The 13,354-nt window shown below is 38.2% G+C and carries 9 protein-coding genes; 7 read left to right on the forward strand and 2 right to left on the reverse strand.

The genetic code is table 11. The features are described 5' to 3' along the window. The first annotated feature begins 254 nt into the window (after positions 1-254). The gene (dnaJ, locus tag IGJ76_RS05225) at positions 255-1,427 is read left to right on the forward strand and encodes a molecular chaperone DnaJ (RefSeq protein ID WP_067484269.1); all 1,173 of its coding nucleotides are present in this window, start codon (positions 255-257) and stop codon (positions 1,425-1,427) included. Positions 1,428-1,691: 264 nt separating this feature from the next. Here dnaJ and IGJ76_RS05230 read toward each other — a convergent pair whose 3' ends face one another. Beyond that, positions 1,692-2,429: an amino acid ABC transporter ATP-binding protein gene (locus IGJ76_RS05230; RefSeq protein WP_071868498.1), complete on the reverse strand. Its 738-nt coding sequence runs from the start codon at positions 2,427-2,429 to the stop codon at positions 1,692-1,694. Position 2,430: 1 nt separating this feature from the next. Next, positions 2,431-3,924, reverse strand: a complete 1,494-nt coding sequence (locus tag IGJ76_RS05235) for an amino acid ABC transporter substrate-binding protein/permease (RefSeq protein WP_430596795.1) — start codon at positions 3,922-3,924, stop codon at positions 2,431-2,433. A gap of 258 nt (positions 3,925-4,182) precedes the next feature. Here IGJ76_RS05235 and uvrB point away from each other — a divergent pair, with 258 nt between their 5' ends. The 6 genes from uvrB (at position 4,183) to IGJ76_RS05265 (ending at position 13,350) form a co-directional block, all read left to right on the forward strand. Further along, complete coding sequence (gene uvrB / locus IGJ76_RS05240; protein ID WP_430596796.1) at positions 4,183-6,177, forward strand: excinuclease ABC subunit UvrB; 1,995 nt, start codon at positions 4,183-4,185, stop codon at positions 6,175-6,177. Positions 6,178-6,193: 16 nt separating this feature from the next. Beyond that, positions 6,194-9,019 carry an excinuclease ABC subunit UvrA gene (gene uvrA, locus IGJ76_RS05245; RefSeq protein WP_430596797.1) on the forward strand — a complete coding sequence of 942 codons (2,826 nt, stop codon included), beginning with the start codon at positions 6,194-6,196 and terminating at the stop codon, positions 9,017-9,019. 264 nt (positions 9,020-9,283) lie between these two features. Then, positions 9,284-10,552: a D-aspartate ligase gene (locus IGJ76_RS05250; protein WP_430596798.1), complete on the forward strand. Its 1,269-nt coding sequence runs from the start codon at positions 9,284-9,286 to the stop codon at positions 10,550-10,552. Between the two features lie 2 nt (positions 10,553-10,554). Further along, entirely contained in the window at positions 10,555-11,277 is a 723-nt protein-coding gene (locus IGJ76_RS05255; protein ID WP_095803549.1) for an amino acid racemase, read from the forward strand. Positions 11,278-11,470: 193 nt separating this feature from the next. After that, positions 11,471-12,355, forward strand: a complete 885-nt coding sequence (gene rapZ / locus IGJ76_RS05260) for an RNase adapter RapZ (RefSeq protein WP_067484287.1) — start codon at positions 11,471-11,473, stop codon at positions 12,353-12,355. Beyond that, a complete protein-coding gene (locus IGJ76_RS05265; RefSeq protein ID WP_270608378.1) occupies positions 12,352-13,350 on the forward strand; it encodes a gluconeogenesis factor YvcK family protein in 999 nt (332 codons plus the stop codon). Before rapZ ends, IGJ76_RS05265 begins: the two co-directional genes overlap by 4 nt. Positions 13,351-13,354: the final 4 nt, after the last annotated feature.

Below are 13,354 nucleotides of genomic sequence, written 5' to 3' on the forward strand. Positions count from 1 at the left end.
CCTAGTGTGCTAGGAGTAGACTAGAACAGAAAAGTTGGACTTTGATGATAGCTGTAGATTCAGTTGAAGCCATCTTTTCTGAAACGTCTACCTATTCGTAAAAAAGAGAAGGCTATGGGGAAAGTCGATTCGACTTTTTGCCACAGTCTTTTTCTTTTGAAAGAATGCAAGTAGCAGTTTTGGTTTCAACTAAAATGTGATATGATTACAAGCGATGTGAATTTGATGTATTAGAACCAATAGGAGGAAAGCCTATGGCAACGAAACGTGATTATTATGAAGTCCTAGGAATTTCAAAAGGGGCTTCAGAAGATGAAATAAAGAAAGCTTATCGTAAACTTTCTAAGAAATATCATCCTGATATTAACAAAGAAGCAGATGCAGAAGAAAAATTTAAAGAAGTGTCTGAGGCTTATGAAATTTTAAGTGATCCGCAAAAGCGGGCTGCGTATGATCAATATGGTCACGCTGGTACAGATCCAAACTATGGCGCTGGAGGCGGAGGCGGCTTCGGTGGCTTTGGAGGATTCTCTGGAGGCGGAGGCGGCTTCGGTGGTTTTGAAGATATCTTTGATTCTTTCTTTGGCGGAGGCGGAGGTCGTTCAGTTGATCCAACGGCACCTCGTCAAGGAGCTGATTTACAATACACAGTTGATTTGAGTTTTGAGGAAGCAATTTTTGGTATTGAAAAAGAAATCAAATATAACCGGGAAGAAGTTTGTCATACTTGTCATGGGAATGGTGCAAAACCTGGGACGGAACCAATTACATGTCAAAAATGTCATGGTTCAGGAACAATCAATGTTGAACGTCAAACACCATTAGGTCGCGTGATGAGTCGTCAAACATGTGATGTTTGTCATGGAACCGGAAAAGAAATCAAAGAACCATGTCCAACTTGTCATGGCTCTGGTCATGAAAAGAAAGCTCACTCTGTGAAAGTGAATGTACCAGCCGGTGTCGAAGAAGGACAACAAATGCGTTTAGCTGGTCAAGGTGAAGCAGGTGAAAACGGCGGACCATTTGGTGATTTATATGTAGTCTTCCGTGTTGAAGAAAGTAATATTTTTGATCGTGATGGTTCAGAAATCTATTACGAGTTACCATTGAGTTTTGTGCAAGCAGCTTTAGGAGATGAAGTTCAAGTTCCAACTGTTCACGGAGATGTTAAGTTAAAGATCCCAGCAGGAACACAAACTGGAACAAACTTCCGTCTTCGCGGAAAAGGTGCGCCTAAACTACGTGGTGGTGCAACAGGTGACCAACACGTGAAAGTGAAACTGATTACGCCGAAGAACTTAAATGAACAACAAAAAGAAGCGTTACGCTCATTTGCTGAAGCAGGTGGAATGAAAGTCGAAGAACAACAAGAAGATGGTTTTTTCGATAAAATGAAGGACGCTTTTGGCGGAAAAAAGCGTAAATAATAAAACGGTGAAGCTGACAAATGTGTCGCTTCACCGTTTTATTACTTATACGTTCAATGTAGTAAACTCTTTTGGAAATAAGCTGAGTAAAAAAGAACTGCGATGAACGCGTCATTCCTTCAGTAATGAATAGTAAAAGGGATAAAAGAAGAGCTTAGTGACGACTGGCTCTTCTAAAATACAAATCAAAAAAGCATCGTCAAAACCTTATTCAAGATTTTGACGATGCTTTTTCATGGGTTGAAACTGTTTCAGGTTCTTTTGTTAAATATCTAAAACTTTATCTAAAAAGTCTTTTGTACGTTCATTTTGTGGATTTTCAAAAATTTGCTCTGGCGTTCCATCTTCAAGGAAGTTTCCACCGTCAATGAACATGACACGATTGGCAACTTCTTTGGCAAATCCCATTTCGTGAGTAACGATGACCATGGTCATTCCTTGCTTCGCAAGTTTTTTCATGACGTTTAGAACGTCGCCGACCATTTCTGGATCAAGTGCAGAGGTTGGTTCGTCAAAAAGCATGATGTCTGGGTTCATTGCTAATGCACGGGCGATCGCAACGCGTTGTTTTTGTCCGCCGGAGAGCATTTCTGGTGACATATCTTTTTTGTCAGCCAAGCCAACTGTATCTAATAGCTTGATTGCTTTCTTTTCTGCTTCTTCGCGAGACTCCTTTTTCAAATCCATTGGCGCAAGAATAATATTTTCTAAAACAGAAAGGTGAGGAAACAAATTGAAATGTTGGAACACCATTCCGATATGTTGACGAACGAGATTGATGTTTGTGTTTTTATCCATTAAGTGAGCGCCGTCGATGATAATATCTCCGTCAGTTGGCTCTTCTAAACGATTTAAACAACGCAGAAAAGTACTTTTTCCTGAACCAGAAGGGCCAATGATACAAACGACATCACCTTCGTTGATTGAGACGTTGATATCGTTCAATACAGTATTGTCACCATATTTTTTTACAAGATGCTCAACTAAGATTTTTTCTGACATCTTACTTCACCTTCTTTTCTAAAACTTTCGCTAATTTTGTTAAAGCGGTAATCAAAACTAAATACATGATTGCAATGATTAGGTAAACGTACGTACTTTGGGTTGTACGGGCAACGATAATTTTACCAGCTTGAAGTAATTCGACAACACCAATTGCAGAGATGATTGTTGTATCCTTCAATGAGATAACGAACTGGTTAACGAATGAAGGGAGCATGATTCGAATTGCTTGTGGCAAGATGATTTTTTGCATCGTTCGATTATAAGATAAACCTAAACTTCTTGAAGCTTCCATTTGTCCGACAGGAACAGCATTGATTCCGCCACGAACGATTTCTGCAATATAAGCACTCGCGTTTAATGTCAATGTAATAACGCCGGCAATGAAATCAGGGATTGTAAATCCAACGATACCAGGTAAGCCAAAGAAAATGAAGAAGGCAAGTACCATCATTGGAATTCCGCGAATCACATCAACGTAAATGGTTGCGATTGTGCGTAACGCACGAATTGGTGAAGCGCTGAATAAGCCGAAAATGACACCAACAACTAATGCTAAAGCAAATGATACCAAAGCAAGTACGATCGTCATCCAGAAACCGCGTAATAGTGGTTTATAATTGTTTTTGATCAAGCCGATGATTGTTGATTCATCTTTGGTTGAATCGGCTGACTCATTTGAAGTAGCTACATACTTGTCGATGATTTTGTCATAAGCTCCTGTACGTTTTAACTCTTTAAGACCTTCATTGAACATTGCTAAAAGTTCTTGATTTTCACCTTTTTTTACTGCAAAGGCATACTTACCGCCAGATTCTTTTGCAATCGGTGTATCAATTTTTTGGCCTTGTTTGATGGCATAACCAAGGACAGGATAGTCATCCATTATTGCGTCAATCGCACCAACTTTTAACCCATCGTATAGTTGGTCAGCAGCATCAAAGTATTTGATTTTATAGCCATATTCTTCTTCGTGATTACTTAGAAATTCAGCACTTTCGGTTCCGACTTTGGCACCAACTGTTTTTCCTTTTAAATCTTTGTAGGCTTTAATGGATGTATCACCTTGTTTTACACCTAACTGGATTCCGCTATCGAAATAAGTGTCAGAAAAGTCGTAACTTTGTTTACGCTCATCTGTGACGGTCATTCCAGCAATCATGCCATCAGCTTGACCAGATTCTAACGCTTGCAAAGCAGCAGAAAAACCGCGGTAGTCCATTTGGATATTAAATCCTTGAAGCTCAGAAATCTGTTTCATTAATTCAACATCGATTCCTTCATACTTGCCATCTGTATTTTGAAACTCGAATGGTGCAAAGGCAGAGTCGCTAGCAACGACGTATTTGTCTTTTTTGGGTTGAATCATTTGCATCGTCTCGGCGGTGCTTGATTCCGTATTTTTTGTTTCTGCTTGGGCAGGATTGCTAGTTGCAAGTGTGACAAATCCTACCATTATGAAAATGAACGAGTAGAATAAATGCTTTCTTTTCATAATTACCTCCTAAATTCTCAATATCTGTTTATTATAGGGGAAAAGTAATGAATCAGACAAGTTCTGAAGCTTAAAAAAATGAAAAAAGTGACAAAACCTAACAATCAATGTTATAAAACCTAACATCTGCAGTCGAGGGAAAGAAGTGGCGAAAGTATGTTCGGTGTGTTATAATTTTTTAGTAAGGAATGCCTTTGCTTTCCTTTTCTTTTTGCAAGTCATAAAATGAAAAGGAATGAATGAAAAGGGGGACGAAAAATGATTGAAAGAGATACCTCTCAACGATTTGAGCTTGTCTCGAAGTACCAACCAGCGGGGGATCAACCTGAAGCGATACGCCAATTAGTTGATGGTGTTGTTGGTGGGAAAAAAGCGCAAATCTTATTAGGTGCAACCGGTACGGGGAAGACCTATACGATTTCCAATGTGATCCAGGAAGTAAATAAACCAACATTGATTATTGCACATAATAAAACTTTAGCTGGACAATTATATGGAGAGTTTAAAGAATTCTTTCCAAAAAACGCGGTTGAATATTTTGTTTCCTATTATGATTACTATCAGCCAGAAGCGTATGTTCCATCTAGTGATACTTATATTGAAAAGGACTCAAGTGTCAATGACGAAATTGATAAGTTACGTCATTCGGCTACGAGTTCCCTTTTAGAGCGAAACGATACGATTGTGATTGCATCTGTTTCTTGTATTTTCGGATTAGGTTCACCTTTTGAGTATCAAAAGCAAGTTGTTTCGGTTCGACAAGGAGCAGAACTTGACCGTAATCAATTGATTCGTAATTTAGTTGGGATTAATTTTGAACGAAATGATATTGACTTTCAGCGTGGTCGGTTCCGAGTGCGTGGTGATGTGGTGGAAATTTTTCCAGCTTCACGTGATGAACGTGCTTTGAGAGTCGAATTTTTTGGTGATGAAGTCGAACGGATTCGTGAAGTAGATGCATTAACTGGCGAAGTGCTTGGAGAAACAGAACATGTCGCTATTTTTCCGGCTACTCACTTTGTAACAAATGATGAGCATATGGAACAAGCCGTTGCGAATATCAAAACTGAACTAGAGTTGCGCTTAAAAGTGTTACGAGAAGATAATCAGTTATTAGAAGCACAACGATTGGAGCAACGAACAAATTATGATATTGAGATGATGTTGGAGATGGGCTACACTTCAGGAATCGAAAACTATTCGCGTCATATGGATGGCCGAAAAGAAGGAGAGCCACCTTATACGTTACTTGATTTCTTTCCAGAAGATTTCTTGATTGTCATCGATGAGTCCCACGTAACGATGCCTCAAATTCGCGGGATGTATAACGGTGACCGAGCAAGAAAGCAAATGTTGGTTGATTATGGTTTCCGTTTGCCTTCAGCACTTGACAATCGGCCGTTGAGATTAGAAGAATTTGAGCAACATGTCCATCAAATTATCTATGTTTCAGCTACACCGGGACCTTATGAACATGGGCAAACAGATACAGTGATCCAGCAAATTATTCGTCCAACCGGTTTATTAGATCCAGTGATTGAAGTTCGCCCTATCATGGGACAAATTGATGATTTGGTTGGTGAAATCAATGAACGCGTGGAGAAAAACGAACGTGTTTTTGTGACGACCTTAACGAAAAAAATGTCTGAGGACTTGACGGATTACTTTAAAGAGCTTGGTATCAAAGTTAAATATCTACACAGTGATATCAAAACACTTGAAAGAACGGAAATCATTCGTGACTTACGTTTAGGTGAATTTGATGTTTTAGTTGGGATTAATTTATTGCGTGAAGGATTAGATGTCCCTGAAGTTTCGTTGGTAGCCATTTTAGATGCTGATAAAGAGGGCTTCTTGAGAAGTGAGCGTTCACTTGTCCAAACAATTGGACGTGCAGCGCGAAATTCAGAAGGTAAAGTAATTATGTATGCTGATAAAATAACGGACTCCATGCGATCAGCAATGGATGAAACGGCACGGAGACGTTCGATTCAAGAAGCTTATAATGAAGAACATGGGATCGTACCGAAAACGATTATCAAAGAAATTCGTGATTTGATTTCTATTACGAAAGAGGCAAAAGATGAATCAAAAGGAACCGTTCAAGTTTCTTACAATGAAATGAGTCGAAAAGAAAAAGCTGATTTACTGATGAAATTAGAAAAAGAAATGAAAGATGCTGCGAAAGCTTTAGATTTTGAAACTGCCGCTAATTTACGTGATACGATTTTAGAATTGAAAGCAGCAGAGTAAAGAGCAGGAGGACGAGATGGCTAACGATAAAATTATTATTCATGGCGCCAGAGCGCACAACTTAAAAAATGTAGATGTAACAATTCCAAGAGATAAATTTGTAGTAATTACAGGGTTATCTGGTTCTGGGAAAAGCTCATTAGCTTTCGATACACTTTATGCAGAGGGACAACGACGTTATGTCGAAAGTCTCTCAGCCTATGCTCGTCAGTTTTTGGGACAAATGGATAAACCAGATGTTGATAGTATCGATGGCTTAAGTCCGGCGATTTCGATTGACCAAAAAACGACAAGTAAAAATCCTCGTTCAACGGTAGGAACAGTAACGGAAATCAATGATTATCTGCGTTTGCTTTTTGCTCGTGTGGGACACCCAATCTGTCCTAATGACCACATTGAGATTACCAGTCAATCGGTTGAACAAATGGTTGATCAAGTATTGGAATTGCCAGAACGGACAAAAATCCAAATTTTAGCACCAATTGTTGCAAAGAAAAAAGGGCAACATAAAAAAGTATTTGAGCGAATCCAAAAAGAAGGTTACGTTCGTGTACGAGTGAATGACGATACCTTTGATATTACTGAGGCTCCTGAACTAGAAAAGAATAAAAAACATGATATTGCGATTGTTATTGACCGAATTGTGGTAAAAGAGGGCATTCGTTCACGTTTGTTCGATTCTTTTGAAGCAGCATTACGTTTGGCAGATGGATATGCCTTGGTTGATGTGATTGGTGAAGAAGAAATGTTATTCAGTGAACATTACTCTTGCCCTTATTGTGGCTTTACAGTTGGTGAACTAGAACCACGACTATTTTCATTCAATGCGCCATTTGGAGCTTGTCCAGATTGTGATGGACTTGGTTTGAAATTAGAAGTCGACCAAGATTTAGTTATTCCTGATCGTGCGAAGACCTTGGCTGAAGGAGCAATTGTTCCATGGAATCCAATTAGTTCTCAATACTATCCTCAAATGTTGGCGCAAGCGTGTGAAAGCTATGGAATTGATATGAACACACCGTTTGATGAGTTGCCAACAGAGCATCAAGAAATTGTTTTGAATGGGACGGATGAATTATTCCATTTCCATTACGAAAATGATTTTGGTGGTGTGCGTGATGTTGAAGCTTCTTTTGAAGGCGTACTAAAGAATATCGCGCGTCGTTACCAAGAAACAAGTAGTGATTTTACGAGAGAACAAATGCGTCAATATATGACTGAATTAACTTGTCAAACATGTAAAGGATTACGTTTAAATTCGCAAGCATTGTCTGTCAAAATTAATGGAACAAATATTGGCGAAACAAATGAATTGTCAATCAAAAAGGCAGTTGACTTCTTCTCTAATTTAACTTTATCAGAACAAGAAACGATGATTGCTAAACCAATTTTAAAAGAAGTTAATGATCGACTATCATTCTTAGAAAATGTTGGCTTGGAATATTTAACTTTGAGTCGGGCTTCTGGAACACTATCTGGTGGGGAAGCGCAACGTATTCGCTTAGCTACCCAAATTGGCTCAAATCTTTCCGGTGTTCTGTATATTTTGGATGAGCCATCGATTGGATTGCATCAACGTGATAATGATCGTTTGATTGGTTCATTGAAGAAAATGAGAGATTTAGGAAATACCTTGATTGTTGTGGAACATGATGAAGATACCATGCGAGCAGCTGATTATCTGATTGATGTAGGACCAGGCGCGGGTGAGCAAGGCGGACAAATCGTTGCAGCTGGTACACCTGCGGAAGTTGCGAAGGATCCTCATTCGTTAACAGGACAATATCTTTCAGGGAAAAAGAAAATTGCTGTGCCAACAACGCGTCGTCAAGGAAATGGTGAAGCAATTAAAATTACTGGAGCAGCAGAAAATAATTTGAAAAATGTGACCGTGGAGTTTCCTTTAGCAGAATTTGTGGCAGTCACTGGTGTCTCTGGTTCTGGAAAAAGTACTTTAGTTAATGGTATTTTGAAAAAAGCTCTTGCACAAAAATTAAATCGAAATTCAGCTAAACCGGGTAAATTCAAAACGATTTCTGGCTATGAAACGATTGAAAAAATCATTGATATCGATCAAAGCCCGATTGGTCGGACACCAAGAAGTAATCCAGCAACCTATACAAGTGTCTTTGACGATGTTCGTGATCTTTTTGCACAAACAAACGAAGCCAAAATGCGTGGCTATAAAAAAGGGCGCTTTAGTTTTAACGTAAAAGGTGGCCGATGTGAAGCTTGTCGGGGTGACGGAATCATCAAAATCGAGATGCACTTCTTACCGGATGTCTATGTTCCTTGTGAAGTTTGTCATGGAAAACGATACAATTCTGAAACATTGGAAGTACGTTATAAAGGGAAAAACATTGCTGATATTTTAGAAATGACTGTTGAAGATGCTGTAGAATTCTTCCAACATATTCCTAAGATTCATCGTAAATTAAAGACAATCGTGGATGTTGGTTTGGGTTATATTACAATGGGGCAACCGGCAACAACATTATCCGGTGGGGAAGCACAACGGATGAAGTTAGCCAGTGAGCTGCATAAAATATCTAACGGAAAGAATTTTTATATTCTTGATGAGCCAACGACTGGACTACATGCAGATGATATTGCACGTTTACTAGATGTTTTGCAACGTCTAGTGGATGCAGGAAATACAGTATTAGTGATTGAGCATAACTTAGATGTCATCAAAACGGCAGATTACATCATTGATTTGGGACCAGAAGGTGGTGATGGTGGCGGAACGATTTTAGCCACTGGAACACCAGAAGATATTGTCCAAGTAAAAGAGAGTTATACTGGACGATACCTAGAAAAAGTGATGAATGAAAAGGTCTAAAAATTAAAAAATGGTGATATGGTTAAAAAAACTTTAAAAGATGATAAAACACTTGTTTTTTTAGATAGCATCTTCTAAAATACATTACAAGGTAGTTCTTTCTACACTGAATTGGTATAGATAAAAACTTCCTATAAGTTCAATCCGTTCAAAAAAGAATTGAGCAATCGGAGGAGTTTCCTTTGATTGCTTTTTTCTTTATGGTATGATATTCCTTGTGTAGTTAAATAAAGAATCAGTAGATTAATGAGTAAGTGAGAGATTGTGATGAATAGTAATGTAAATGAAGAATTTGTTCCTATATTATTAGGAAGTGATATGAACGTCTATGGTATGGCACGTTCATTTAATGAAGCTTATGGTAAAGTAGTGTGTCAAGCATATGCTTCAAACCAACTTGCGCCAACTCGTTACAGCAACATCGTGAGTGTCGAAGTAATTCCAGGTTTTGATAAGGATCCAGTTTTTATTGAAACGATGCTACGCTTGGCAAAAGAAAAATATTCAGATCAAAGTAAAAAATATTTGTTGATTGCTTGTGGAGATGGATATGCAGAGTTGATTTCTCAACATAAAGAAGAACTTTCAGCATACTTTATTTGTCCGTATATTGATTATTCATTATTCGAACGATTAATTAATAAAGTAAGCTTTTATGAAGTTTGCGAAGAATATCAACTTCCTTATCCCAAAACATTGATTGTTAGAGAACCAATGTTAGTGAATGGCCGCTTGGAACAAGACTTGCCATTTGAGTTTCCAGTAGCGTTAAAACCAGCAAATAGTGTAGAGTATCTTTCTATTCAATTTGAAGGACGAAAAAAAGCATTTATTATCGATAATCGTGAAGAATTTGACTTGATTTTAGGACGAATTTACGAAGCCGGATATACAAGTGAAATGATTGTTCAAGATTTTATTCCTGGAGATGACAGCAATATGCGCGTGTTAAATGCCTATGTTGATGAAAATCATCAGGTTCGGATGATGTGTTTGGGACATCCACTTTTGGAAGATCCAACACCTGCATCAATCGGTAATTATGTCGTAATCATGCCTGATTACAATGAAAAAATTTACCAGACAATCAAGAAATTTTTGGAAACAATCGAGTATACTGGTTTTGCGAATTTTGATATGAAATATGATCCACGCGATGGGGAATACAAATTATTTGAAATCAACTTACGCCAAGGACGTAGTAGCTTCTTTGTTACGTTGAATGGGCTAAATTTAGCGCGCTTCGTTACAGAAGACAGAGTATTCCATGAACCATTTACAGAAACTATTTATGGTACGAAAGATTCCGCAGACGCAAAACTATGGCTGGGCGTACCTAAAAAAATCTTTTTAACATATGCTAGAGAGAACGAAGATAAAAAAATTGCAGAAAAAATGATTCAGGAAAAACGTTTTGGTACAACTGTATTTTATGATGGCGATCGTTCATTGAAACGATGGGTACTAATGAAATATATGTTCCATAACTATATTCCTCGATTCAAAAAATATTTTCATGTGAAAGAAGGCTAGTCATGGAGAATTTTTTCAGTATTTTGGGCGGTATGGGAACAATGGCAACGGAGAGTTTTGTCCGCTTGATCAATCACCGCACGAATGCAACTAGGGACCAAGAATATCTAAACTATGTATTGTTCAATCATGCAACGGTACCGGATCGAACTGCTTATATTTTAGATCGTGAGAAGGAAAATCCAATTCCTTATTTGCTGGATGATATTGAAAAGCAAAACCTACTACAGCCAAACTTTATCGTATTGACTTGTAATACAGCACATTATTTTTTTGATGAGCTACAAGCAGCAACAAATATCCCAATCTTGCATATGCCAAGAGAAGCAGCCAACGAGTTAGTTCGTCAACAAACGACTGGTTCAGTAGCTATCTTAGGGACAGAAGGTAGCATGAAGGCAGGAATTTATGAGCGTGAAGTGAGACAATTAGGCTTTGACGTAGTGACTCCTGATGACAAACTACAAGCGAAAATCAATCATTTGATTTATCATGATATCAAAGAATCAGACTATTTAAATGAAGCTTTGTACTATGAAATTTTAGAGGAAGCGCTCGGACAACTAAACTGTGAAAAAATCATTTTGGGTTGTACCGAATTATCATTGATGCAAGAATTTGCTTCTGATAATACGTACCCAGTGATTGATGCACAATCAATTTTGGCTGATCGAACAATTGAGCTAGCAGAAAAATTTCGGGAACAATCTTCTAATGCTAAATAGTAGCGACAATTAATTGAATCGTTAACGATAGAAAAACTTGGAGCAAGTATCATCATTTGTGGTATTTGGTCCAAGTTTTTTGTAACAACAGGTTATTTTTCCATGAAAATTCCATAAATAGGAAAGATATAGCTAGCGATGATACGCCCGGAATGATATAATTTAAATGACAATTAGAGAGGGGTTCGAGAAGATGGCTGAAAATTTACAACTCGTAATTATTACAGGAATGAGCGGCGCAGGAAAAACTGTGGCGATACAAAGTTTTGAGGACATGGGATACTTTTGTATTGATAACATGCCTCCAAGATTGATTCCTAAATTTTGGGAACTAATCAAAGAATCTGGAAAGGTAACAAAAATGGCATTAGGTGTCGATTTACGTTCTCGTTCATTCTTTGAAGAAATTCAAAAAATGTTGATTGAAATTGTCAATACGGATTTCATTGATACTTCGATTCTGTTCTTAGATGCTTCAGATGAAGAATTAGTAGCCCGCTACAAAGAAACTCGTCGTACCCATCCGATGGCAATGGATGGCCTAGTAACTGAAGGAATCCGTAAAGAACGTGCAATTTTAAATGAATTAAAGGTGCAAGCATCCGTTGTTATCGATACGACAACGATGACGCCACGCCAATTAAGAGAAAAAATCATTGCTACATTCAAAACGCAAGAAGATCAAGGCTTCCGAATTGAATTTGTTTCTTTTGGATTCAAATACGGGTTACCGATTGATTCAGATATTGTGATGGATGTGCGTTTTTTACCAAATCCTCATTACATTCCAGAGTTACGTCCGTTAACTGGAATGGATCAACCCGTTTATGATTATGTGATGTCGTTTACTGAAACAGAGGATTTTTATAGTCAATTTCTTCATTTATTGGAGACTGTTTTGCCGGGATATGTCAAAGAAGGAAAGAGCAGCTTGACTGTTGCAATTGGTTGTACCGGCGGACAACATCGTTCAGTTGCTTTAACAGAACGTTTATCAAAAGCGTTGAGTGAAAATTATAAAGTGAATGTTACGCACCGTGACAAAGATAAGCGGAAAGAGACGGTGAATCGCTCTTGAATATGAAGACCTATCGAATTAGAAAACCAAAAATTGTGGTAGTCGGGGGTGGAACGGGTCTCCCAGTTATCTTGAAAAGTTTACGAAATCAAGGCGCAGACTTAACGGCCATTGTAACAGTGGCGGATGATGGAGGAAGTAGTGGTGCAATTCGGGAATCAATTTCAATGGCACCACCTGGTGATTTGCGAAACGTATTGGTGGCACTTTCTGATATGCCTCAGTTTTATGAAGATATTTTTCAATATCGTTTTAAGAAAGAGGATCAATTCTTAGCTAATCATAGTATTGGTAACTTGATTATTGCGGCTGTTTCAGAAATGAGAGGTAGTACGTACGATGCGATTCAGTTATTGTCGAAAATGATGCACGTAGATGGGCATATTTATCCATCGTCTGAAACACCTTTAACGCTCCATGCTGTATTTAAAGATGGAACAACAGCTGTTGGTGAATCAAAAATTGCGTTAGATCGTAAAACGATTGACCATGTCTTTGTGCGAAATACGACGGACGATCAAGTAGCAAAAGCAGCGCGTAAAGTTGTGAACGCTATTGCGGAAGCAGATATGGTTGTACTTGGTCCGGGAAGTTTGTTTACGAGTATCTTGCCCAACTTAGTTATTCCTGAAATCGGCGAAGCAATCGTTAAAACAAAAGCAGAAGTTGTTTACATCTGTAATATCATGACGCAAAAAGGTGAAACGGAACATTTCACTGATGCGGATCACATACGTGTGTTGCACGAACACTTACAGGAGAAATTTATTGATACGGTGTTGGTGAATACAGAAAAGGTACCAGAAGATTACATGGATCCTGAAATCTATGATGAATACCTTGTTCAGGTTCAGCATGATTTCAACGGGCTTAGAAATGAAGGTTGTCGCGTTATTTCAACTGATTTCTTGGAGTTGAAAAATGGTGGCGTGTTCCATGACGGCGAAAAAGTCGTTGAAGAACTTTTTCGGTTAGTTTTTGGATCGAAATATTAAATTA

It is taken from the genome of Enterococcus sp. DIV0175 (assembly GCF_050529075.1).
Lineage (GTDB): Bacteria > Bacillota > Bacilli > Lactobacillales > Enterococcaceae > Enterococcus_B > Enterococcus_B thailandicus.

Coding starts and splice junctions, on each gene's coding strand:
- IGJ76_RS05255 (WP_095803549.1), top strand. CDS start 10,555: ATGGAGAATTTTTTCAGTATTTTGGGCGGTATGGGAACAATGGCAACG.
- uvrB (WP_430596796.1), top strand. CDS start 4,183: ATGATTGAAAGAGATACCTCTCAACGATTTGAGCTTGTCTCGAAGTAC.
- IGJ76_RS05235 (WP_430596795.1), bottom strand. CDS start 3,924: ATGAAAAGAAAGCATTTATTCTACTCGTTCATTTTCATAATGGTAGGA.
- dnaJ (WP_067484269.1), top strand. CDS start 255: ATGGCAACGAAACGTGATTATTATGAAGTCCTAGGAATTTCAAAAGGG.
- uvrA (WP_430596797.1), top strand. CDS start 6,194: ATGGCTAACGATAAAATTATTATTCATGGCGCCAGAGCGCACAACTTA.
- rapZ (WP_067484287.1), top strand. CDS start 11,471: ATGGCTGAAAATTTACAACTCGTAATTATTACAGGAATGAGCGGCGCA.
- IGJ76_RS05230 (WP_071868498.1), bottom strand. CDS start 2,429: ATGTCAGAAAAAATCTTAGTTGAGCATCTTGTAAAAAAATATGGTGAC.